Origin of the sequence: Streptomyces filipinensis (genome assembly GCF_014649495.1) — a bacterium.
GTDB lineage: Bacteria > Actinomycetota > Actinomycetes > Streptomycetales > Streptomycetaceae > Streptomyces > Streptomyces filipinensis.
Map to the genome: position 1 here is coordinate 69,926 of NZ_BMTD01000004.1, position 21,297 is coordinate 91,222.

General features: G+C 72.6%; 22 protein-coding genes and 1 riboswitch. Of the genes, 12 read left to right on the forward strand and 10 right to left on the reverse strand.

Annotated elements, in window-relative coordinates:
* Positions 1-12: 12 nt before the first annotated feature.
* Positions 13-237: a DUF3263 domain-containing protein gene (locus tag IE244_RS11255; RefSeq protein ID WP_191873054.1), complete on the forward strand. Its 225-nt coding sequence runs from the start codon at positions 13-15 to the stop codon at positions 235-237.
* A gap of 88 nt (positions 238-325) precedes the next feature.
* Positions 326-1,159: a trehalose-phosphatase gene (otsB, locus tag IE244_RS11260; protein WP_191873056.1), complete on the forward strand. Its 834-nt coding sequence runs from the start codon at positions 326-328 to the stop codon at positions 1,157-1,159.
* Here the strand turns inward: otsB and IE244_RS11265 are convergent.
* Positions 1,147-2,631, reverse strand: coding sequence for an alpha,alpha-trehalose-phosphate synthase (UDP-forming) (locus tag IE244_RS11265; RefSeq protein WP_191873058.1), 1,485 nt, complete (start codon positions 2,629-2,631; stop codon positions 1,147-1,149). The genes otsB and IE244_RS11265 overlap by 13 nt on opposite strands.
* Before the next feature lie 106 nt (positions 2,632-2,737).
* A complete protein-coding gene (locus tag IE244_RS11270) occupies positions 2,738-3,682 on the reverse strand; it encodes a glucosyl-3-phosphoglycerate synthase (RefSeq protein ID WP_191873060.1) in 945 nt (314 codons plus the stop codon).
* Between the two features lie 180 nt (positions 3,683-3,862).
* Positions 3,863-4,005: riboswitch (SAM riboswitch) on the forward strand.
* Between the two features lie 17 nt (positions 4,006-4,022).
* Here IE244_RS11270 and thrC point away from each other — a divergent pair.
* The 4 genes from thrC (at position 4,023) to groL (ending at position 8,123) form a co-directional block, all read left to right on the forward strand.
* Positions 4,023-5,306 carry a threonine synthase gene (gene thrC / locus IE244_RS11275; protein WP_191873062.1) on the forward strand — a complete coding sequence of 428 codons (1,284 nt, stop codon included), beginning with the start codon at positions 4,023-4,025 and terminating at the stop codon, positions 5,304-5,306.
* Entirely contained in the window at positions 5,303-5,578 is a 276-nt protein-coding gene (locus IE244_RS11280; RefSeq protein ID WP_191873064.1) for a MoaD/ThiS family protein, read from the forward strand. The genes thrC and IE244_RS11280 overlap by 4 nt, the downstream gene beginning before the upstream one ends.
* 431 nt (positions 5,579-6,009) lie before the next feature.
* Complete coding sequence (locus tag IE244_RS11285) at positions 6,010-6,213, forward strand: cold-shock protein (protein ID WP_004929928.1); 204 nt, start codon at positions 6,010-6,012, stop codon at positions 6,211-6,213.
* 287 nt (positions 6,214-6,500) lie between these two features.
* The gene (gene groL, locus IE244_RS11290) at positions 6,501-8,123 is read left to right on the forward strand and encodes a chaperonin GroEL (protein ID WP_191873066.1); all 1,623 of its coding nucleotides are present in this window, start codon (positions 6,501-6,503) and stop codon (positions 8,121-8,123) included.
* A 23-nt stretch (positions 8,124-8,146) separates the two neighbouring features.
* On the opposite strand, the gene IE244_RS11295 is transcribed toward groL, so the two are convergent.
* A complete protein-coding gene (locus tag IE244_RS11295) occupies positions 8,147-9,493 on the reverse strand; it encodes an MFS transporter (RefSeq protein ID WP_229854054.1) in 1,347 nt (448 codons plus the stop codon).
* Between the two features lie 313 nt (positions 9,494-9,806).
* On the opposite strand from IE244_RS11295, the gene IE244_RS11300 reads away from it, so the two are divergent.
* Both IE244_RS11300 and IE244_RS11305 read left to right on the forward strand, forming a co-directional pair.
* A complete protein-coding gene (locus IE244_RS11300) occupies positions 9,807-10,931 on the forward strand; it encodes an NADH:flavin oxidoreductase (RefSeq protein WP_191873068.1) in 1,125 nt (374 codons plus the stop codon).
* 70 nt (positions 10,932-11,001) lie between these two features.
* Positions 11,002-12,564 carry a carboxylesterase/lipase family protein gene (locus IE244_RS11305; RefSeq protein ID WP_191873070.1) on the forward strand — a complete coding sequence of 521 codons (1,563 nt, stop codon included), beginning with the start codon at positions 11,002-11,004 and terminating at the stop codon, positions 12,562-12,564.
* 6 nt (positions 12,565-12,570) lie between these two features.
* Here IE244_RS11305 and IE244_RS11310 read toward each other — a convergent pair whose 3' ends face one another.
* Complete coding sequence (locus IE244_RS11310) at positions 12,571-13,140, reverse strand: hypothetical protein (protein WP_191873072.1); 570 nt, start codon at positions 13,138-13,140, stop codon at positions 12,571-12,573.
* 80 nt (positions 13,141-13,220) lie between these two features.
* Here IE244_RS11310 and IE244_RS11315 point away from each other — a divergent pair, with 80 nt between their 5' ends.
* On the forward strand, positions 13,221-13,889 hold the full coding sequence (locus IE244_RS11315) for a class I SAM-dependent methyltransferase (protein WP_191873074.1): 669 nt from the start codon (positions 13,221-13,223) through the stop codon (positions 13,887-13,889).
* A 10-nt stretch (positions 13,890-13,899) separates the two neighbouring features.
* On the opposite strand, the gene IE244_RS11320 is transcribed toward IE244_RS11315, so the two are convergent.
* The 3 genes from IE244_RS11320 to IE244_RS11330 are packed head-to-tail and all read right to left on the reverse strand — an operon-like array spanning position 13,900 to position 17,270.
* Positions 13,900-15,381 carry a PTS transporter subunit EIIC gene (locus tag IE244_RS11320; protein WP_191873076.1) on the reverse strand — a complete coding sequence of 494 codons (1,482 nt, stop codon included), beginning with the start codon at positions 15,379-15,381 and terminating at the stop codon, positions 13,900-13,902.
* Between the two features lie 16 nt (positions 15,382-15,397).
* Positions 15,398-16,321, reverse strand: coding sequence for an N-acetylmuramic acid 6-phosphate etherase (gene murQ, locus IE244_RS11325; protein WP_191873078.1), 924 nt, complete (start codon positions 16,319-16,321; stop codon positions 15,398-15,400).
* A 43-nt stretch (positions 16,322-16,364) separates the two neighbouring features.
* The gene (locus tag IE244_RS11330; RefSeq protein ID WP_191873080.1) at positions 16,365-17,270 is read right to left on the reverse strand and encodes a MurR/RpiR family transcriptional regulator; all 906 of its coding nucleotides are present in this window, start codon (positions 17,268-17,270) and stop codon (positions 16,365-16,367) included.
* 56 nt (positions 17,271-17,326) lie between these two features.
* On the opposite strand from IE244_RS11330, the gene IE244_RS11335 reads away from it, so the two are divergent.
* On the forward strand, positions 17,327-17,710 hold the full coding sequence (locus IE244_RS11335; protein WP_191873082.1) for a DUF8819 family protein: 384 nt from the start codon (positions 17,327-17,329) through the stop codon (positions 17,708-17,710).
* On the forward strand, positions 17,707-17,985 hold the full coding sequence (locus tag IE244_RS11340) for a DUF4031 domain-containing protein (protein WP_191873084.1): 279 nt from the start codon (positions 17,707-17,709) through the stop codon (positions 17,983-17,985). Before IE244_RS11335 ends, IE244_RS11340 begins: the two co-directional genes overlap by 4 nt.
* Here IE244_RS11340 and IE244_RS11345 read toward each other — a convergent pair.
* Entirely contained in the window at positions 17,967-19,010 is a 1,044-nt protein-coding gene (locus IE244_RS11345) for a GNAT family N-acetyltransferase (RefSeq protein ID WP_191873690.1), read from the reverse strand. The two genes, IE244_RS11340 and IE244_RS11345, sit on opposite strands and share 19 nt — an antisense overlap.
* Before the next feature lie 50 nt (positions 19,011-19,060).
* On the reverse strand, positions 19,061-19,705 hold the full coding sequence (locus tag IE244_RS11350; protein WP_191873086.1) for an HD domain-containing protein: 645 nt from the start codon (positions 19,703-19,705) through the stop codon (positions 19,061-19,063).
* A gap of 136 nt (positions 19,706-19,841) precedes the next feature.
* On the opposite strand from IE244_RS11350, the gene IE244_RS11355 reads away from it, so the two are divergent.
* Positions 19,842-20,534: a copper homeostasis protein CutC gene (locus IE244_RS11355; protein ID WP_191873088.1), complete on the forward strand. Its 693-nt coding sequence runs from the start codon at positions 19,842-19,844 to the stop codon at positions 20,532-20,534.
* A gap of 19 nt (positions 20,535-20,553) precedes the next feature.
* Here the strand turns inward: IE244_RS11355 and IE244_RS11360 are convergent, their stop codons facing one another.
* The gene (locus IE244_RS11360; RefSeq protein WP_191873090.1) at positions 20,554-21,252 is read right to left on the reverse strand and encodes a hypothetical protein; all 699 of its coding nucleotides are present in this window, start codon (positions 21,250-21,252) and stop codon (positions 20,554-20,556) included.
* Positions 21,253-21,297: the final 45 nt, after the last annotated feature.

Below are 21,297 nucleotides of genomic sequence, written 5' to 3' on the forward strand. Positions count from 1 at the left end.
ACGGTGGCGGGCATGGAACTCGGCCACCGCGAACAAGCCATCCTCGCGCTGGAGCGCCGCGGCTTCCCCGGCCCCGGCGCGAAGGAGCGGGCGATACGCGAGGAACTGGGCCTGTCCCCGGTCCGCTACTACCAGCTGCTGAACGCCCTGCTGGACGACGAGCGGGCCCTGGCGCTGGACCCGGTGACGGTGAACCGCCTGCGCCGGGTGAGGGAAGCCCACCGCACAGAACGCTGAGGCCGGCCGAGCCGGGTGGCGGTGGGCGAGGCGGGGTCCAGGGCCGGCCTCAGGAGTGAGGGCGGCCCGCGCTGGATACTGTCGCTGTATGGACCCTCTGCCGACCCCGCAGACCCAGCCCGGCCGGGACGGCCTCGCCGCGTTCCTGGCGAAGCCGGCCGCAGCGATCGTCGGCCTCGACTTCGACGGCACCCTGGCCCCCATCGTCGCCGACCCCGAACAGGCCCGCGCCCACCCCGAGGCCGTACCGGCCCTCGCCGAGCTCGCCCCGAAGGTCGCCTCCGTCGCCGTGATCACCGGCCGCCCGGCCGGCGTCGCGGTCCGCCACGGCGGCTTCGCCGGCGTCCCCGGCCTGGAGCACCTGACCGTCCTCGGCCACTACGGCGCCGAACGCTGGGACGCGGTCACCGGCACCGTCACCGCCCCGGCCCCGCACCCCGGCGTCGCGGCGGTCCGCGCCGAGCTGCCGGGCGTGCTGGACCGCGCCGGAGCCTGGCACGGCACATGGATCGAGGAGAAGGGCCGGGCGGTCGCCGTCCACACCCGCCGCGCCGACGATCCACAGGCCGCGTTCGACGCCCTGCGCGGCCCCCTCACCGAGCTCGCCGCCCGCCACGGCCTGATCGTCGAGCCCGGCCGGATGGTCCTGGAACTGCGCCCGCCGGGCATGGACAAGGGTGTGGCCCTCGGCGAGTACGTCCGCAAGGCCGGCGCCGAGTCGGTCCTGTACGCCGGCGACGACCTCGGCGACCTGCCCGCCTTCGCCGCCGTGGACGAACTCCGCTCCGAAGGCGTCCCCGGCCTCCTCGTCTGCAGCGGCAGCACGGAGGTCACGGAACTGGCGGAACGGGCGGACCTGGTCGTGGACGGCCCCGCCGGTGTGGTGCGGCTGTTGCGGGCGCTGGCGGCTCAGCTGGACTGAAGCTCCTGCAGGGCCCGCAGCTGATCCAGGAACCACCGGGCGGGCGGCAGCGCGGTGGCCGCGGCGGCCAGCCGTTTCGACCGCTCCGCCCGCTCGCCGTCCGGCAGGGACAGTGCCTCGTGCAGGGCCCGGGCGGTCTGCAGGACGTCGTAGGGGTTCACCGCCAGCGCGTCGGCGCCCAGCTCCTCGTACGCCCCGGCCTCCCGGGACAGCACCAGCGCGCAGCCCTGCTCGGAGACGAGCGGGATCTCCTTGGCGACCAGGTTCATACCGTCCCTGATGGGGTTGACCAGGGCCACGTCGGCGAGCCGGTAGGCGGCCAGGGAGCGCGCGAAGTCGTCCTTGACGTGCAGCACGACCGGGGTCCACCCCGGTGTGCCGTAGGCGGAGTTGATCTCCTCGGCCACCCGCTGGACCGCGGCGGTGTAGTCGCGGTACACGGCGAGGTCCTGCCGCGAGGGGTAGGCGAACGCGATGTGCACCACCCGCTCGCGCCACTCGGGACGGTCCTCCAGCAGCTGCCGGTAGGCCAGCAGGCCGCGCACGATGTTCTTGGACAGCTCGGTCCGGTCGACCCGCACGATCGTCCTGCGGCCCGCACCGATCTCCGCCCGCAGGGCCGCCATCCGCTCCGCGACGTCGGGCTCGTGCGAGCGGGCCCGCAGGAAGTCACCGTCCGCACCGAGGGAGTGCACGCCGACGTGGGTGCGCCGCCGCCCCTCGCGCAGGTGCTCGATGTGCGGGGGAGCGCCGCAGGGCCGTCCCACCAGGTAGCGCTCGGCGCCCAGGTCCTCGGCGCACCGCATGAAGGCCGTCGCCCAGCGCCAGGTCAGGAACGCCACCCGGTCCGCCCCGAGCATGCCCGCCAGCAGCTGCTCGCGGATGTCGTCCGGAAGCAGCGCGAAGTACTCCGGCGGCGCCCAGGGCGTGTGCGAGAAGTGGCCGATCCGCAGGTCGGGACGGAGTTCACGGAGCATCGCGGGCACCAGGCACAGGTGGTAGTCCTGCACCAGCACCACCGCCCCGGCGGCCGCCTCCTGGGCCAGCCCCTCGGCGAACGCCCGGTTGTAGGCCTCGTACGACGCCCACTGCCGCCGGAACTCCGCGTCGAAGACCGGCTCCAGCGGGGTCTGGTACAGCATGTGGTGGACGAACCAGAGCACCGAGTTGGCGATGCCGTTGTAGGCGTCCGCGTGCACGGCCGCGTCGATGTCGAGCATCCGCACCCGCTGTCCGCCGGTGTCCCCGGCCGGCAGCAGCCCGCCCTCCGCACGCCGGACGGCCGCGCGGTCGCCGTCGCCGAGGGCCGCGCACACCCACACCGAGTCCGCGTCCGACCCGATGGCCGACAGCCCCGAGACCAGCCCGCCGCCGCCCCGCCTGGCGTGCAGCGAACCGTGCTCGTCCACCGTGTACGACACCGGGCCGCGATTGGACGCGACCAGCACCTCAGCACCCTGCGTGGCAGCCATGGTCCTCAACCTAGCCCGGCCTGGAAACGCTCAAACGTACGGCTACGCCCCGTGACGCGGACGTATACGAACTCCGGCCATCCGCGGACGCGGACGGCACCCGGCCTCAGGCCGCCTTGCGCTCGGCGTACTCCGCGATCTCCAGCATCGGCGGCCGTTCCTCGGTGTCCACCGAGTAGGTGCGCGGTTCGAAGCCGTCCTCGCCCCGTTCGAACTGGGTCAGCGACGGCCGGATCAGATGGCCCCGGGCCAGCCGGAGCTGGGCGGTGCGGTAGATCGCCGCCGCCATCCGGCCCAGCGCCTGCCCGTCCTGGTGCCGGTGCTTGCGGACCCCGACGTCGACCTGGGCCAGCGCGTCCAGCCCCGCCAGGTGCAGCGCGTCCACCAGCATGCCCAGCTCCACGCCGTATCCCACCGGGAACGGCAGCTGCTCCAGCAGCGAGCGCCGGGCCGCGTACTCGCCGCCGAGCGGCTGCACGAACCCGGCCAGCTGAGGCCAGTGCATGTTCAGCAGCGGCCGGGCCATCAGCTCGGTGACCCGGCCGCCCTGCCCGGCCGTCCCGGCGAGCGGGCGGTCGTACATCGCCTTGACCAGGTCCACGTCCGGCTCGGTGAGCAGCGGGCCGACGATCCCGGAGACGAAGTCGGCGGAGAACTCCCTCAGGTCGGCGTCGACGAAGCAGAGGATGTCCCCGCCGGTCACCAGCAGGGAGCGCCACAGCACTTCACCCTTTCCGGGGACGGTGGGGATGCGGGGCAGGATCTCGTCGCGGTGAACGACCCGCGCACCCGCGGCGGCGGCGACCTCGGAGGTGCGGTCGGTGGAGCCGGAGTCGACGACGACGATCTCGTCGACGAGCGGCACCTGCTCCACGAGGTCGTGACGGATGACCGCGACGATGTCGCCGACGGTCTCCTCCTCGTCGAGCGCGGGCAGCACGACGCTGATCGTCTGGCCCGTGCGCTGTTTGGCGGACAGGATCCGGTGGAGAGGGCGATCGGTCACGGACCAGGAGCGGGTGGCCAGCCAGCGCTCGACTTCTTCCAGCACGGTCTGCGACTCCTCACTGTTCGTGACCACACGGGTGAGCCGTGTGATCCATCTCGCGGTTCGGACGACTATCTCAACTGTCCTGGCCGTCGGTTACAGTCTTGAACAACGCCGGTGACCATCGCATGTCGGGGGTCGTTCCGCGTTCAACCGAGTTCAGCGCGTTCAACAACTGCATACCGCTCATCCAGAGGGGCAGAGGGACACGGCCCGATGAAGCCCCGGCAACCCTCCAGTCGGTTTCTCGTTCTCCAGCGAGGCTCCCGGCTAGGGAAGGTGCCAAATCCGTCTCACGGCGAGATGCGTCGTGAGGAAGATGAGGAGAAAGGGCCTCGCCTCCATGGCTGTGCAGACAGTTGCAAGCACCTCCACCTCCCCCGTCGACCTCGGTCCCGCCGCGGCCCTGAGCTGTCGCGAGTGCGGTCACCGCGTCCCGCTCGGCCCGGTGTTCGCCTGCGAGGAGTGTTTCGGCCCGCTGGAGATCGCCTACGACTTCTCCGGCTACGACACCGAAGAGCTGCGCCGCCGTATCGAGGCCGGCCCCGCGAACATCTGGCGGTACGCGCCGCTGCTGCCCGTCCCCGCCGACGTGGCCGACAAGCCGAACCTGAACCCGGGCTGGACCAAGCTCGTCCAGGCCGACAACCTCGCCCGCGAACTCGGCGTCACCGGCGGCCTGTTCGTGAAGGACGACTCCGGCAACCCGACGCACTCCTTCAAGGACCGCGTCGTCGCCCAGGCCCTGGAGGCCGCCCGCGCCTTCGGCTTCACCACCCTCTCCTGCTCCTCCACGGGCAACCTGGCCGGTGCCGTCGGCGCCGCCGCCGCCCGGGCCGGCTTCCGCTCCTGCGTGTTCATCCCGCACGACCTGGAGCAGGGCAAGGTCGTCATGGCCGCGGTCTACGGCGGCGAGCTCGTCGGCATCGAGGGCAACTACGACGACGTGAACCGCTTCTGCTCCGAGCTGATCGGCGACCCGGCCGGCGAGGGCTGGGGCTTCGTCAACGTCAACCTGCGGCCGTACTACGCGGAGGGCTCCAAGACCCTCGCGTACGAGATCTGTGAGCAGCTCGGCTGGCGGCTGCCGGACCAGATCGTCGTCCCGATCGCCTCCGGCTCCCAGCTCACGAAGATCGACAAGGGTCTGCAGGAGCTGGTCAAGCTGGGCCTGGTGGAGGACAGGCCGTACAAGATCTTCGGCGCGCAGGCCGAGGGCTGCTCCCCGGTGTCCACCGCCTTCAAGGCGGGCCACGACGTCGTCCGGCCGCAGAAGCCGAACACCATCGCCAAGTCCCTCGCCATCGGCAACCCGGCCGACGGCCCCTACGTCCTGGACATCGCGCGCCGCACCGGCGGTGCGGTGGAGGACGTGACGGACGCGGAGGTCGTCGACGCCATCAAGCTGCTGGCCCGCACCGAGGGCATCTTCGCCGAGACGGCGGGCGGGGTGACCGTAGGCGTCACCCGCAAGCTGCTCAAGGACGGCGTCCTGGACCCGGCGAAGACCACGGTCGTCCTCAACACCGGCGACGGCCTGAAGACCCTGGACGCGGTGGCCGGCACCGGCCTGACCGCCACCATCCGCCCGACCCTGGACTCCTTCCGAGAGGCTGGCCTCGCATGAGCGTGACCGTTCGCATCCCCACCATCCTGCGCACCTACACCGGCGGTCAGGCCGAGGTGCCCGCCGAGGGCGGGACCCTCGCCGAGGTCATCGAGAACCTGGAGAAGAACCACACGGGGATCGCCGCCCGCGTCCTGGACGACCAGGGCAAGCTGCGCCGGTTCGTCAACGTCTACGTCAACGACGACGACGTCCGCTTCGAGCAGGGCCTGGACACCGCCACCCCGGACGGTGCCGGTGTCTCCATCATTCCGGCCGTCGCCGGCGGTTGATCGTTACCTTGGGTAACTTCAGTTACCCATTGTTCATGGAATTGCCTCCTCCGTGAGAGAAGCGGAGGGGGCAATTCTGCGTGATTGAGCGCGGTACAGTTGGGGAACCTGACCACGATCTCCGGGTCGCAAGCACCGGATCGCATGCCGCGCACCCCGCAAGAAACAGCCAAAATGCGGGGGTTTTATGCGGCTTTTGTAACGTTTGTGGGGCCCGAGTTGCCCCGAAGTCGGGTGAATTCTCACCACATTCCGGACCGTTGCCGTCCAGAATTCTCGTCCGATTGACCTGTTGCAGACGGCAGTTGGACAGATACATTCAGCCGCGGTCGACGCGTTCCGGCGCACGCCCCCGACCAATGGGGGGTGAGGTCTGACCCGGGTCCGCGAAGTGTGGATCTGTGCAAGGGCCAGTAATAGGGGAGTTAGGCATGGCTCAGGGCACCGTCAAGTGGTTCAACGCGGAGAAGGGGTACGGCTTCATCGCGGTCGACGGTGGTGCGGACGTCTTCGTCCACTACAGCGCCATTCAGATGGACGGCTACCGCACCCTGGAAGAGGGCCAGCGGGTGGAGTTCGAGATCTCGCAGGGCCAGAAGGGCCCGCAGGCCGACATGGTCCGCCTCAGCGCCTGAACGTTTCTCGCACGAAGGGCCCGCACCTCGCACAGGGTGCGGGCCCTTCGCCGTGTCCGGGCTGCCCCCGTTCGCCCCGGGCTGATCCGGCTGAGCCGCTTGCACTCGACCATGCCGAGTGCTAATCATTGGCGTTAGCACTCTGAAGGTGAGAGTGACAAAGAAGGACCGGGTCGGTGAGGCCCGCAGGCCATGTGGGGCAAGGAACCACGGGCCGGCGAGCCGTCCGTCGCGGGCGCGGGCGCGGTCCGAAGGAATCACCCCCAGTCCTGGAGGGACCACTTCACATGGCCAAGATCATCGCGTTCGACGAGGAGGCGCGGCGCGGCCTCGAGCGCGGCATGAACCAGCTCGCGGACGCCGTGAAGGTGACGCTCGGCCCCAAGGGCCGCAACGTCGTCCTCGAGAAGAAGTGGGGCGCCCCCACGATCACCAACGATGGTGTCTCCATCGCCAAGGAGATCGAGCTCGAGGACCCGTACGAGAAGATCGGCGCCGAGCTGGTCAAGGAAGTCGCCAAGAAGACGGACGACGTCGCCGGTGACGGTACGACCACCGCGACCGTGCTCGCCCAGGCCCTGGTCAAGGAAGGCCTGCGCAACGTCGCCGCCGGCGCCAACCCCATGGCCCTGAAGCGCGGTATCGAGAAGGCCGTCGAGGCCGTCTCCGCCGCCCTGCTGGAGCAGGCGAAGGACGTCGAGACCAAGGAGCAGATCGCCTCCACCGCGTCCATCTCCGCCGCCGACACCCAGATCGGCGAGCTGATCGCCGAGGCCATGGACAAGGTCGGCAAGGAAGGCGTCATCACCGTCGAGGAGAGCAACACCTTCGGTCTGGAGCTTGAGCTCACCGAGGGCATGCGCTTCGACAAGGGCTACATCTCCGCCTACTTCGCGACCGACATGGAGCGCATGGAGGCGTCGCTCGAGGACCCCTACATCCTCATCGCGAACTCCAAGATCAGCTCCGTCAAGGACCTGCTCCCGCTCCTGGAGAAGGTCATGCAGTCGGGCAAGCCGCTGCTGATCATCGCCGAGGACGTCGAGGGCGAGGCCCTGTCGACCCTGGTCGTCAACAAGATCCGTGGCACCTTCAAGTCCGTCGCCGTCAAGGCCCCGGGCTTCGGTGACCGCCGCAAGGCCATGCTCGGTGACATCGCCATCCTCACGGGCGGCGAGGTCATCTCCGAGGAGGTCGGCCTCAAGCTGGAGAACGCGACCCTGGACCTCCTGGGCCGCGCCCGCAAGGTCGTCATCACCAAGGACGAGACCACCATCGTCGACGGTGCCGGCTCCTCCGAGCAGGTCAACGGCCGGGTGAACCAGATCCGCGCCGAGATCGAGAACAGCGACTCGGACTACGACCGCGAGAAGCTGCAGGAGCGCCTGGCGAAGCTCGCCGGCGGTGTCGCGGTCATCAAGGCCGGTGCCGCCACCGAGGTGGAGCTCAAGGAGCGCAAGCACCGCATCGAGGACGCCGTCCGCAACGCGAAGGCGGCCGTCGAGGAGGGCATCGTCGCCGGTGGTGGCGTGGCCCTGCTGCAGGCCTCCCAGGTCTTCGAGAAGCTGGAGCTCGACGGTGACGAGGCGACCGGCGCCAACGCCGTGCGCATCGCGCTGGAGGCCCCGCTGAAGCAGATCGCCGTCAACGCCGGCCTTGAGGGCGGTGTCGTGGTGGAGAAGGTGCGCAACCTGACCCCGGGCCACGGCCTGAACGCCGCGACCGGCGAGTACGTCGACCTGGTCGCCGAGGGCATCATCGACCCGGCGAAGGTGACCCGTTCCGCGCTGCAGAACGCCGCCTCCATCGCCGCGCTGTTCCTCACCACCGAGGCCGTCATCGCCGACAAGCCGGAGAAGGCCGCCGCGCCGGCCGGCGGCGGCATGCCGGGCGGTGACATGGACTTCTGATCGACCCCTGGTTGATCACGTCCTTACCGAGGGCGGCACTCCCTGTCAGTGGCGGGGGGTGCCGCCCTCGGGCGTGTCCGGGAACTCACGGCGGGCGCGGCGAGGGCCGTCAGACGCCGCAGGCTGGCCTGACGCTGCACCAGACCCAGCCCGGTCACGGCGGCACCGAGCGCCAGCCAGCCCGCAGGACCGGCCGTCATCACCGCACCGGTCAGCAGCAGGGGTCCCACCGACTTCTGCACCGACTGGGACATCCCGGCCACGCCCAGATAGGAGGCCCGGGCGCGTGGCGGCGCCAGGACGACCGCCAGCTCCCAGGAGCTCACCGAGCGCAGCAGTTCGGCCAGGGTGACCAGCATCGCGGCCACGAGCATGGCGAGCGAGGCGGACCAGGCCCCGCCGCCGGTGGCGGTCGCCAGGACGAGGCAGCAGGCGAGCAGCGTCATGCCGTACCAGCCCACGGCCCCGACCGCCCGGCGCGGGCCGTCGGCCCATGCGGAGACCCGCAGTTGCAGGACCACCACCAGCACGGTGTTCAGCACGAGGAAGGCGGGGACGACGGCGTGCGGCGCGCTGGTGTGGTGCACCAGCCACAGCGGCAGGCCGACGCCGAGAACCGAGTCGTCCAGGTTCATCGGGATGTCGAGCAGGACGAAGAGCAGGTAGCCGGGATCCCGCCAGGGGCTGCGGGCGGGAGCCGGGTCGGGGGCCCGGGTGCTGCCGTCGCCGTGCGCCACGACCAGGCCGTGTCCGGCCGGTTCCCCGGTCCGCCGGACCAGTGCGGCGGCCAGGAGGTAGGAGAGCGCGTTGGCCAGGATCAGCGCACGGTAGGCGTTCGGGGTGCCCACGGCGAGGCCGAGCGCGGCGACGCCCGCGCCGACGGCGTATCCGCCGTTGGCCACGCTGCGGGACAGGGCCTGGTAGGTGGCTCGCCGCTCACCCGCGACCCGGGTGGCGAAGAGCATCTCCAGCGTCTTGGCCGCTCGCTCCGCCAGACTGGTGAGGGCGACCAGGGCCAGCAGCGTGGCGAAGTCGTCGGCGACCAGCAGCAGGACCATCGTGCCCAGCCGTAGCAGGTGACAGCCGATCAGCAGGACGCGCACGGGCAGCCGTTCGGCGGCCCGCCCGGCGAGCGGCGACCCGGCGACTCCCGCGACGGCGCCCACCCCCAGCAGCAGCCCGAGTCGGCGCGCGTCCAGCCCGCTCACGAAGGTGAAGTAGAGGACGCAGGCCGCGGCCCACACGCCCGTCCCGGTCCGGTCCACGCACTGCGCCAGCAGCATGGTCCGCGCGTCCCGCCCGCCCGGTGGCCGCCGCAGCTGCGCTGTCAGCCCGCCCCCGCCGCCCTTGCCGTCCCCGGCCCGTCGCATCGCCAGCCCCCGCTTCCCGCGTCCAGTAATCTCGATATCAAGATACTTGATATCGACAGACCGGACGAGGGGCGGCGGGAAGGGCCGGTCGGCGTAGTCAGCGTTTTGGCCGAGATGCCGGTGCCGTCGGGGAGACGGTCGACGTAGGCGGCGATGGCCGCCTTGCGGGATGGGGGCAGTGTGAGCGGTGTCACGTAGGGGTTTCGGCGGAGCCGGAATGTGGGCCAGCGCATAGGTGATTACTTAAGAGGCTGCAACAATGCGTGCTCACATACCGCTCGGTTAACCCCGCCACTCACGAGGAGCCCCTCACGTGACCGTCACGACGCCCGCCTCCCGCGCGGCCCAGATACTGTCCCGCCCGATCGCGCTCAACGGTCTCACGGTTCCGAACCGGATCGTCATGGCGCCGATGACCCGCATGTTCTCCCCGGGTGGCATCCCCGGCGAGGACGTGCGCTCCTACTACTCCCGCCGTGCCGCCGCCGGGGTCGGGCTCATCGTCACCGAGGGGACGTACGTCGGCCACGAGTCGGCCGGGCAGAGCGACCGCGTGCCGCGGTTCCACGGCGAGGAGCAGCTCGCGGGCTGGGCGAAGGTCGCCGAGGACGTGCACGCGGCGGGCGGCACGATCGTGCCGCAGCTGTGGCACATCGGCATGGTCCGCAACCAGGGCGACGCCCCCTTCCCGGACGCCCCGGCCGTCGGCCCCTCCGGCCTGGTCACCGCGGGTGCCGAGCCCACGGGCAAGGCGATGACCCAGAAGGACCTGGACGACGTGATCGGCGCGTTCGCCCGGGCCGCCGCCGACGCCGAGCGCATCGGCTTCGACGGCGTGGAGCTCCACGGCGCCCACGGCTACCTCCTCGACCAGTTCCTGTGGGAGGGCACCAACCGGCGCACGGACGCCTACGGCGGCGACCCGGTGGCCCGTGCGAAGTTCTCCGCGGAGATCGTTGCCGCGGTCCGCGAGGCCGTCTCCGTCGACTTCCCGGTCATCTTCCGCTACTCGCAGTGGAAGCAGCAGGACTACACCGCCCGGCTCGCCGAGACCCCCGAGGAGCTGGAGGCCATCCTGACCCCGCTCGCCGCGGCCGGAGTCGACGTCTTCCACGCCTCCACCCGCCGCTACTGGCTGCCGGAGTTCGACGGCTCTGACCTGAACCTGGCGGGCTGGACGAAGAAGCTCACCGGCAAGCAGGTCATCACCGTGGGCTCGGTCGGTCTCGACGGTGACTTCATCAACGCCTTCCAGGGCCAGGGCTCCGAGGTCAAGGGCATCGACAACCTCCTCGACCGCATGGAGGCCGACGAGTTCGACATGGTCGCCGTGGGCCGCGCGCTGCTCCAGGACCCGGAGTGGGCGGCCAAGGTGCTCTCCGACCGCGTCGACGAGCTGAAGTCGTACGACGCCGCCTCGCTGAAGACGCTCAGCTGAAGTCCCGCCCCCCGCCGGGCACTTGTCGCCGCTGTCGTACGTTTGCCCTGATGACCAGTGAGGAGCGAGCATGACGACGAGCGAGTCCCAGGCCCGGGAGAGTGGCGCCCCGGACACCGACGGCCCCGTGGTGCGCACCGCCTCAGGCGCGGTGCGCGGCCTGCGGGAGCAGGGCCTGTCGGTGTTCCGGGGCATCCCCTTCGCCGCCCCGCCCGTCGGCGCGGCCCGCTTCCAGGCCCCCCGTCCGCCCCGTCCCTGGGACGGCACCCGGGAGGCGTACGCGTTCGGCCCCCCGCCCCCGCAGGAGGCCGGCATCATGGGCCGCGCGGCCCAGCCGCCCGCCCCGCGGGACGACAACTGGCTCACGGTCAACGTCTGGACCCCCGACCCGGACCCGTCCGCCGCCCGCCCGGTGATGGTGTGGATCTACGGCGGCGCGTTCAAACTGGGCCACGGCGGCCAGCCCGGCTACGACGCGCGGCACATCGCCCGCGAAGGCGACGCCGTGGTCGTCACCTTCAACTACCGCGTCGGCATGGAGGGTTTCGCCCTCTGGGACGGCGCACCCGCCAACCGCGGCCTGCTGGACCAGGTCGCGGCCCTGGAATGGGTCCGCGAGAACATCGCCGCGTTCGGCGGCGACCCGGCCGAGGTCACGGTCTTCGGCGAGTCGGCCGGCGCGGGTTCGATCGCCTCGCTGCTGGCGATGCCCAGGGCCCGGGGACTGTTCCGCCGGGCGGTGGCCCAGAGCGTGCCCGGCACGTTCTTCTCCGCCGACCTGGCCCGTGACCTGGCGGCGGCCCTGGCGGCCGAAGCGGGCCGCGAGCCCACGGCGGCCGGCCTGGCGGAGGTCGACCCGCGGCGGCTGACCGAAGCGGGCGCGGCGCTGGGCGGCAAGATGGCGCGGTTCACCGCCCGATGGGGCCAGGTGGCCCCCACCACCGTCCCGTTCGCCCCGGTCGTCGACGGCGACGTCCTCCCCCGCACCCCCTGGCAGGCCCTCGCCTCCGGCGCGGCCCGCGACATCGACCTCGTCGTCGGCCACAACCGCGACGAGTACCGCCTGTTCCTGGTCCTGGCCGGCCTGCGCGGCAAGGTCACCGACGAGCTGGCGCGAGCGACCCTGCGGCTGTACGCACCGGGAGGTGAGACGGGCGAGAAGGCCTACCGGTCGGCCTTCCCCGACGACAGCGCGGAGCAGCTCTTCGCACGCGTGCAGACCGACTGGCTGTTCGCGCTGCCGAGCCTGCGCCTCGCGGAGGCCCAGCACACGGGCGGCGGCCGCGCCCATGTCTACGAACTGACCTGGCCCGCCCCGGGCGGCGACGGCCTGCTGGGCGCCTGCCACGCCCTGGACATCCCGCTGCTGTTCGGCACGTACGGCGCGGACCTCGGCGCCCTGCTCTTCCCCGGCGGCAGACCCACACCGGAGGCGGAGCGCCTGTCGTCCTTCATGCGCCGCGCCTGGACGACGTTCGCGCGGACGGGAGACCCGGGCTGGCCGTCCTACGACCCGGACTCGCGCCTGGTGCAGATCCTGGACACGGAACCGACGACGGGCCCGTACCCGGAGGAGCGCAGCAGGCTGATCTGGGAGGGGTACGACTTCCTGCCCTCGCCCCTGCTGAGCTGACGGCGGCTACAGATTGCCCATGGGCTCGATGTCGATGTGCACGGGTGTGCCCCACACCCGCAGCACCTCGTAGTCGGTGAACTCGTGCACGAGCCGGTACGCCATCGCGGGCCGTGATCCGCGCCGCTGGGCGGCGAGATACGCCTCGGCCTCGTGCCGGTCCCGGCGCGGCGTCCCGCACAGCTGCCACTCCTGCCCGTTCCACGCCTCCGGCAGCCAGCGCTGCTGCGGCTGGGGCCGGTCGGCGCGCACTCCGTACCGCGACGGCGCGGTGGCCACCGGCTGCGCCGGGCCCGGCCGGCCCTGGAACTCCGACCGCCGCGCCGCGCGCCGCCGGGTCTCGCAGAGCAGACACAGATCGGGCGCGCTCTCGTCGACGGGCCCCTGCGGATGCTCGGCGCACCGGGTGGCCGGCGCGCCGGAGGCGACACTCTCGTCCAGCAGATCGAGCGCTCGGCGCAGATCGCTCCTGATCTCGTGCAGCCGGGCGTCCGGGGTGTCGGCGGTCAGCGCCTCTCCGTGCTCCCCGAGCAGCCGGAGGGCCCGTCCGAGGGCGGCGAGCTGGGCGTGGTTCATGGTCCGACGGTAACGCCCGCCGGGCCCCGGGCCCACCGGTCCGGGCCACGGCGCCTGACGGCCCGTGGTGGACTGAGAGGGTGAACGTGCTGCCGAGTCGCCTGGTCGATGCCCTCCACCGCTTCAACGCCGCGCATCCCTGGGATCACAACGCCCACTTCCACCCCTGGCTGCTGCGGCAGTTGCCGCGGCGGGTCCGTACCGCCCTGGACGTGGGCTGCGGCAGCGGCGATCTGGTCCGGGTGCTGGCCCGGCGTGCGGGGGCGGTCGTCGGGGTGGACGCCGACGCAGCGATTCTGGACCGGGCGCGGGAGCTGACGGACACGGGCCTCCCGGTCACCTACACCCTCGCCTCCGCCCCGTACGACCTTCCCCCCGGCCCCTACGACGTCATCACCTGTGTCGCCGTACTCCATCACCTCCCCTTCGCCGAGACCCTCGGCCGCCTGCGGAAGGAACTGGCGCCGGGCGGCACGCTGGTCGTCGTCGGGTGTGCGCGGGACGCGCGGCCCGTCGATCACGCGCGCGGGCTGGTCTCCCTGCCGCTGAACGTGCTCACCGGGTGGCTGAAGAACCACCGGCGGCCGGCCGTCCGCAGACCCGTGTCCATGACCGCGCCCACCCGTGCGGCCGGGATGACCTACGACGAGGTCGGGCGGGAGGCCCGTCGGCTGCTTCCCGGAGCCCGGTTCCGGCGGCGGCTCTTCTGGCGCTACACCCTTGTCTGGCGGGCGCCGGAGCCCGGGTAGCGGGCGGTCGTCACACCGGTGCGGAGGTGCGGCGCCGGCGCGGGAAGCCGAACAGATAGGTCGCCGCGAAGCCGACCAGGTACCCGGTCAGCAGCCCGCCCGCGTAGATCGCCGCCGCGACGGCCGGGCCCCGGTTCCCCGCCAGCAGCGGGAACAGGGCCCAGCCCGACGGGCCGATCGCCGTCGCCCCCACCTGGGTGCCGAGCATCGCGAAGAAACCGACGAACGCCCCGCCCGCCGCCCCGCCCGCGCAGGCCGTCAGGAACGGCCGGCCGAGGGGGAGCGAGACACCGTAGATCAGGGGTTCGCCGACGCCCAGCAGTCCGGCCGGGAGCGCCGAGCGGATCGTCGTACGCAGGGGGACGTCGTGGCGCAGGCGGACGTACACCGCGAGCGCCGCGCCCACCTGCCCCGCGCCCGCCATGGCCAGCAGGGGCAGCAGGACGGTGTAGCCCCGCTGCTCGATGAGGGTGGTGTGGATGGGGATGAGGGCCTGGTGCAGGCCCAGCATGACCAGCGGGAGGAACAGGCCGCCCAGGACCAGTCCGGCGACGGCTCCGGCGGTCGCGAGGAGCCAGTTCGCCGCCGTGCCGATCGCCGACGCCACCGCACCGGCCGCGTACATCAGGCCGTACAGCGTCACCAGTCCGGGGACGAGCACGGTGACCGTGGGGGTGAGCAGGACGTCCAGGGCCCCGGGCACCCTGCCCCGGCACCATTTCTCCACCCGTGTCGCGAGCCAGGCCGCCGCGAGCGCCCCGAGCACGCCGCCCTGCCCGGGAGCCAGGTGTGTCCCGAACACCGGCACCTTCGCCACGCCCGGATACACGACGACGGCGGCGACGGCGGCGCCGAGCACGGGTGTGCCGCCGAACTCCCTGGCCGTGTTGTGGCCGACGAACACCGCGATCAGCGCCAGGAACGCGGAGGCGATGGCGGACAGGGCGGGGGTCAGGCCGGGCAGCAGGCCGGTGTTGGCCAGCAGACCGCCCAGCCCGGCCAGGACGCCGCAGCCGATCAGGGCGGGGATGAGCGGCACGAAGACGTTCGCGACGCGCCGCAGGGCGCTCTTGAACGGGGTGGCGTTGCGCTGCCGCAGCTCCTGCTTCAACCGGGCGCCGGGGTCTTCCGGGCCCCCGTCGGCGGCCGGAGTCCCTTTCTCCCCCTCCTCCCCCTTCGCGTCTTTCTCGTCTTCCTCCTCCCGCGTCGACCGGGCCCCGGCGTCCCCCGTCCGGCCGGCCGTGACCCGTGCCTCCACCTCCGCCGTGACCTCGTCGACCACTCCGGGGCCGAGCACGATCTGCCAGGCGGGGCCGTCGGACACGACCGCGAGCACGCCGGGCAGGGCCCGCAGCCCCGCCTCGTCCGCCGCCGCCGGGTCGGCGAGGGCCAGCCGGAGGCGGGTCATGCAGTGGGCCACGGAGGTGACGTTGGCCGGGCCGCCGACCCGGGTGAGGACGGCGTTCGCGGTGGAGGCGGGGTCGTTGCGCACGCCCCGAGCGTGCGGGTCAGCGGGCCGCGTGCGCCAGCGCGGCACGCAGATGGCCGCCGGACTCCTCCAGAAGGCGGGTGGCCGTCGGGCCGTCGACCCCGGCGAGGAGTGCCAGGATCGCGTTCTTCACCTCTCCGCCGGACTCGGTGAGGGCCTTCTCGATCTCCGCGTCCGAAGCGCCGGTGGCCAGGGACACGATCCGGCGCGAGCGGGCCCGGAGCTTGTCGTTCGACGCCCGGACGTCGACCATCAGGTTCCCGTAGGTCTTGCCGAGCCGGATCATCGTGATCGTCGACAGCATGTTCAGGACCAGCTTCTGGGCCGTGCCGGCCTTCAGCCGGGTCGAGCCGGTGACCAGCTCGGGGCCGACCACGACCTCGATGCCGTGCTCGGCCGCCGCCGCCAGCCCGCTCCGCTCGTTGCAGGCCAGCCCGATCGTCAGCGCGCCCAGGGCGCGGGCGTGCTCGACCGCACCGATCGCGTACGGGGTGCGGCCGGAGGCGGAGACACCGACGACCGTGTCGTCCTCGGTGAGCTTCAGCGCGTCCAGGTCCCGGCGGGCCAGCTCCTTGGAGTCCTCCGCGCCCTCGACGGACGTGACCATCGCGTCGGGGCCGCCCGCGATCAGGCCGACCACCTGGGCGGGATCGGTGTTGAAGGTGGGCGGGCACTCGGAGGCGTCCAGTACGCCGAGCCGGCCGGCGGTGCCGGCGCCGGCATAGACCAGGCGCCCGCCGCGGCTCATGCGTTCGGCGACGGCGTCGATCGCCGCGGCGATCTGCGGGAGGCGGGCGGCGACGGCGGCGGGCACGCCCGCGTCCTCGCCGTTCATGAGGCGGGCGATGTCGAGGGTGGGCAGACGGTCGATGTCGGCGAGCTCGGGGCGGAAGGCTTCGGTGGTCAGGGAGGCCAACTGACGACGCAGGTCAGCAGAGGTCATGGGGGGTGGCTCTCTCGGGTCGGGTGCCGTTGCGTGCTGGTGATCACCTGGGGTTGGTGCGATGCCGGTGAGCCAGTGCCTCGTACGACGCCGCCAGCGCGGGCGCCGCCGTCTCGTAGGTCCGCTGGGCCACTCCCACGAACAGGCAGTCCACCACGAGCAGTTGACTCGTCCGCGAGGACATCGCGGCCGGTCGCAGCTCGCTCTCCCGTGAGGTGGACGTGGTCAGTACGTGGTCGGCGTACTGGGTGACCGGCGAGTCGGGCCGGCCGGTGATGGCCACGGTGGTGGCCCCGTGCTCGAACGCCACCCGCAGCGGCTCGATGACGTCCCCCGTCGAGCCGGAGTGGGTGATCGCTATCGCCACGTCGCCCGAGCGGAGCTGCACCGCGTTGGTCACCGCGAGGTGCGGATCGCTGTGGGCGTGGGCTATGAGCCCTATGCGCAGCAGCTTCTGCGTGAGGTCCTGGGCGACGAGGCCGGACGCCCCGATGCCGTACACATCGGTGCGCCGGGCGCCGGTCAGCGCGCCGACGGCGGCGCCGAGCTGTGCGGTGTCGAGACCGGCGGCCGTGTCGGCGAGGGTCTGCTGCTCCTCGTAGGCGAGCTTGGCGACGACGTCGGCGATGGGGTCGTCCACCGCGATGTCGGTCGTGATCGCGGGCGCGCGGCCCGACTGCTGCTGTGCGGCGAGCCCGGCGAGGGCGAGGCGCAGGTCGCGGTAGCCGGGGTAGCCGAGCAGCCGTGCGGTGCGCACGACGGTGGCCTCGCTGGTACCGGTGAGTTCGGCGAGACCGGTGACCGTGAGGGCGGCGCAGCCGGCCGGGTCGTTCGCGACGGCCTCCGCCACACGCTGCATGGAGCGGGTCATGGAAGGGGCGAGGGTGCGCACCTTGGCGGCGAGGGAGCCGACCGGACTGCCGAAAATTTCCTTCACGTCCCGGGTCACGGATGAAAGATATTTTCGGTTCGGTGTCGTGGTCAAGAGTGCGCACAATGGGTTTCATGGAACCCCTCAGCCCCCTTGAGCAGGCCCTGCATGCCGCGCGCGCCCTCGTGCTCGCCGACCTCGTCGCGGGTGACGTCGCGGAGGCGGACGTGGTCTCGCTGGTCGAGGACTCCGTCGCGGAGCGGCGCTGGTGGGTCGAGCAGTGGCCGGACGGCGCGGCCTACGTCGCCGGGCTGGTCGCGCAGGACGTCCAGGACGCGCTGCTGGAGCGCTACGGCCGCTGGCCGCTGTGCCCGGTGTGCCGCTCCGGCGACCCGCACGCCCTGGACGTGGAGCCCGAACTGGGCCCCGACCCGCACTGGGTCTGCGCCAAGGTGGGCGTGAGGGTCGCGCCGGTGGGCTCGCTGGGGGCGGCCACGGGCGGGATGGCGTCGTCGTGACGCTGTACATCGACCCACCCGCCTGGCCCGGACACGGCCGCATGTGGTCGCACCTGGTCAGCGATGTCTCGTACGACGAACTGCACCGGTTCGCCGAGCGGTTGGGCGTGCCCCGGCGGGCCTTCGAACGCGACCACTACGACCTTCCGTCGCACCGGTACGCGGACGCGGTGGCCGCCGGGGCGGTGGAGACCAGCAGCCGCGACGTGGTGCGGCTGCTGCGGGAATCGGGGCTGCGCCGGCGGAAGCGGTCTGCTCAGCCGCGCAGTTCGTAGGTGACGAGCTTGTCGTCCTCGGCGACCAGCCGGAACCCGGCGCGGGTCACCACCGCCCGGGAGGGCGCGTTGTCCAGGTCGATCTTCGCGATGAGCGTCCGCACGTCGTCGCGGGCCAGCGCCCACTGCGACAGGGCGCGCAGTGCCTCGGTGGCGTACCCCTGGCCCCGCGCGGCCTCGGCGAGGTCGTAGCCGATCTCCACGCAGCCCTCCTCGTCGGGGGCGCCGTGGAAGCCCATGCCGCCGACCGCGCGGCCGTCCTGTGCGCGGACCAGGACGAAGACGTTGAACTCGGGCCGGTGCACGCCGGCCTCGTACGCCTTGAGCTGCATTCCGGCGGCGTCGCGAGTGCCCTGGTAGGGGCCGCCCTCGATCCATGTGAAACCTCCGTCGCCGCCGAGGCGCAGATCCTGGGCGGCGGCCGGGCGGAGACCGGTGAGGGTGAGGCGCCCGGCCGGGATGACGAGGTTGTTGGACCAGCGCCACTCGGTGACCGGGGCGCGGCCGGGCAGCTCGCCGCGGCCGGTGGCCCACAGCAGGGTCGGCCAGGGGGCGGGGCCCGGCTGGACGTGCGGGAAGAGGCAGGCCAGCAGGGAGACGACGAGCTCGGCCGGCGGCTCGTAGGGGATGCCGAGGCCCTCGGCCATGTCGTGCGTGTGCAGCAGCACCTCGGCGACGCCCATCGCCGCGAAGCCCTCCGCGTCGGCGCTGCGGAAGGGGTAGGGGTGGAAGCCGCGGGCCTGGGCCGGGGCGGTGCGGACGGCGGCGGCGAGCAGCGCGCCGGTCGTCTCGATGACGTGCAGCAGGCCCGCGTTGCCGGTGCCCTCGTCCAGGGTCAGCTCGAAGGGGACGTAGTCGTCCTGCGCCCGGCCGGCCAGATTGGCGGCGTAGGCGATGAGGTCGTCGGCGACATGGACCGCGGTGGCATGGCAGTCCCACTCCAGCCGCCCGGCCCGCACGGCACTCCAGTCCCGGTCCAGCGCCGCGCGCAGCATCGCCGTGCAGCCCGCCACGGCCTCGGTCACATCATCCCCGTTTATCGGTCGCATGGGCGAACCCTAGGGTCCTGCCTCCCTCAGGTCGACAGCATTTCCAGCTCACCGGAGAGGTTGTAGCGGGCGGTGGCCTCCCAGTGCTGTTGCCCGTACGGGGTGCGGAACAGCCTGGGCAGGGCGAGGAGTTGGCGCAGGACCGCCGAACGCCCCTCCCGGAAGGCGTCGTTGGGCACGAAGTGGTACTCCTCGCGCACCTCGGCGGTGTAGGCGGCGTACGCCGACGGGGGCGCGGCCAGGATCGCGAGGTCGGCGTCGCACAGCACCTGGCCGTCGCGGTCGTCCTCGGCCGGGTCGTGCGTGACGGTGAGCCGGACCAGCCGGGCCACCTCGGCGGCCGTGTCCTGCGCGACCCCGGCCTCGGGGAGCGCGCGTTCGGCGAGGCGGGCGGAGCGCTCCTCGTTCGTCGACCGCTCCGGCAGATAGACGGCGTCGTGGAACCAGGCGGCCAGGCGTACGACGTCCGGGTCGTCCGCGTACGTCTCCAGGACGTCGACGTGGTCGAGGACCGCCGCCAGGTGTTCGACGGTGTGGTACCGGCGCTGCGGCTCCTGCCAGCGGCGCAGCAGCGCGTCGGCGTACCGGTACGGGTCCGGGTGGCAGGCGTCGTCCCGGGTCGCGAGCAGGGCCCGCACCCAGCGGGAACGCAGGTCGTCAAGGTCGGCCATGGCGCCATTCTCCCGCCCGGCGCCCCTGCCGCGGTCCCGGGCCGGACATCTTCGGGTGAGGGGCCGCCCGGGCGGGTACGGAACCGGCGTAGTCTTGAATTGGACTAGACCTGTAGTCGCCGATGAATGGGGTGCCATGAGCAAGCGTGCAGTCCTGGAGGTGATCGCGCTCGACGTCGAGGACGCGGTCGCCGCCCAGGCCGGAGGCGCGGACCGCCTGGAGCTGGTCACCGACATGGCGGCCGACGGGCTCAGCCCCGCGCCCGCCACCGTCGCCGGGATCCGGGCCGCCGTCCACATCGACCTGCGCGTGATGCTCCGCCTCGCGGACGGGTTCGCGGCCGGTGACGTGGACCGTCTGGTCCGGGTCGCCCGCGACCTGCGCGAGGCCGGCGCCGACCAGTTCGTCCTGGGCTTCCTCGACGCCGGCGGCGGGGTCGACCTGGCCGCCGTCGAGCGGGTGGTCCGCGCGCTGGACGGCTGCGCGTGGACCTTCCACCGGGCGATCGACCGGGCCGCCGACCGCGACGCCCTGCGCAAGCAGCTCGCCGACCTGCCGGGCCTCGACACCTACCTCACCGCGGGCGCCGCCGACGGCGTGGACGAGGGCTTGCCCACGCTGGCCGCGGAGGCGGCGCGACAGGGCGAGCCGGGGTACGGGCAGCAGCTCCTGGTCGGGGGCGGCCTGCGCCTGGACCACGTCCCGCGGCTGCGGGCCGCCGGCATCGAGGCCTTCCACGTCGGCGGGGCGGCGCGGCCCTCCGGGTGGCAGGGGCCGGTCTCCGCGGCGGCCGTGGCCGAGTGGCGGAGGGTGCTGGACGGGAGGTAGCCGTCCCCGCCGGTTGCGGTTATCCCGCCGCCATCCCGATGAACACGAGCAGCAGGAACGAGGTGAACCCGAGGAGCGGGACGAGGCCCACTATCCCCATCGGACGGGCGAACACCGAGCGGCCCGGGTCCAGCCCGGGGCCCTGGGCGGCGACCGGCGCGGGGAGCTTGCGGATCTTGGCCAGGGCGAAGAGGTTGATCAGCAGGGTGATGGGCGTGATCATCATCGACGCCGGACCCCACCATCCCTGCGCCATGGTGTCCGACTGCATCTTCCGGAAGACCGCGAGCCCGCAGGAGCGGCAGAACGTGCCGCGCCGCCGCAGCTGCCGCATGATGATCAGCATGCCCTGGTGGCCGCGGACCGTCACCTCCGTCGCGGGCGCCGCGCCGCACACCTCGCACCCGGCCCCGGCGGCGGACGGGTACGCGCCGGGGGCTTGCTGGTACCCGGCCTGCCCGTAGCCACCGGGCGCCTGCGGGTAGGGCGCCTGCCCGTGGCCGTCCGGCGCCTGCGGGTAGCCGCCCGGCGCCTGCCCGTACGGCCCGGAAGGCTGCGGGTGGCCCACCGGCGCCTGCTGGTACGCCCCCGGCGCCTGCCCGTAGGCCGCCGGGGCCTGCTGGTAGGGCCCGGGGCTCTGCGGATACGCCCCGGGAGCCTGCTGGTAGGCGCCGGGGTTGTGCTGGTAGGCCGGGTGCGGAGGCGGTGGAGTACTCAAGGGGGGCCCTTCCATGGGGACGTGACGGAACGGCCGACACCCTAG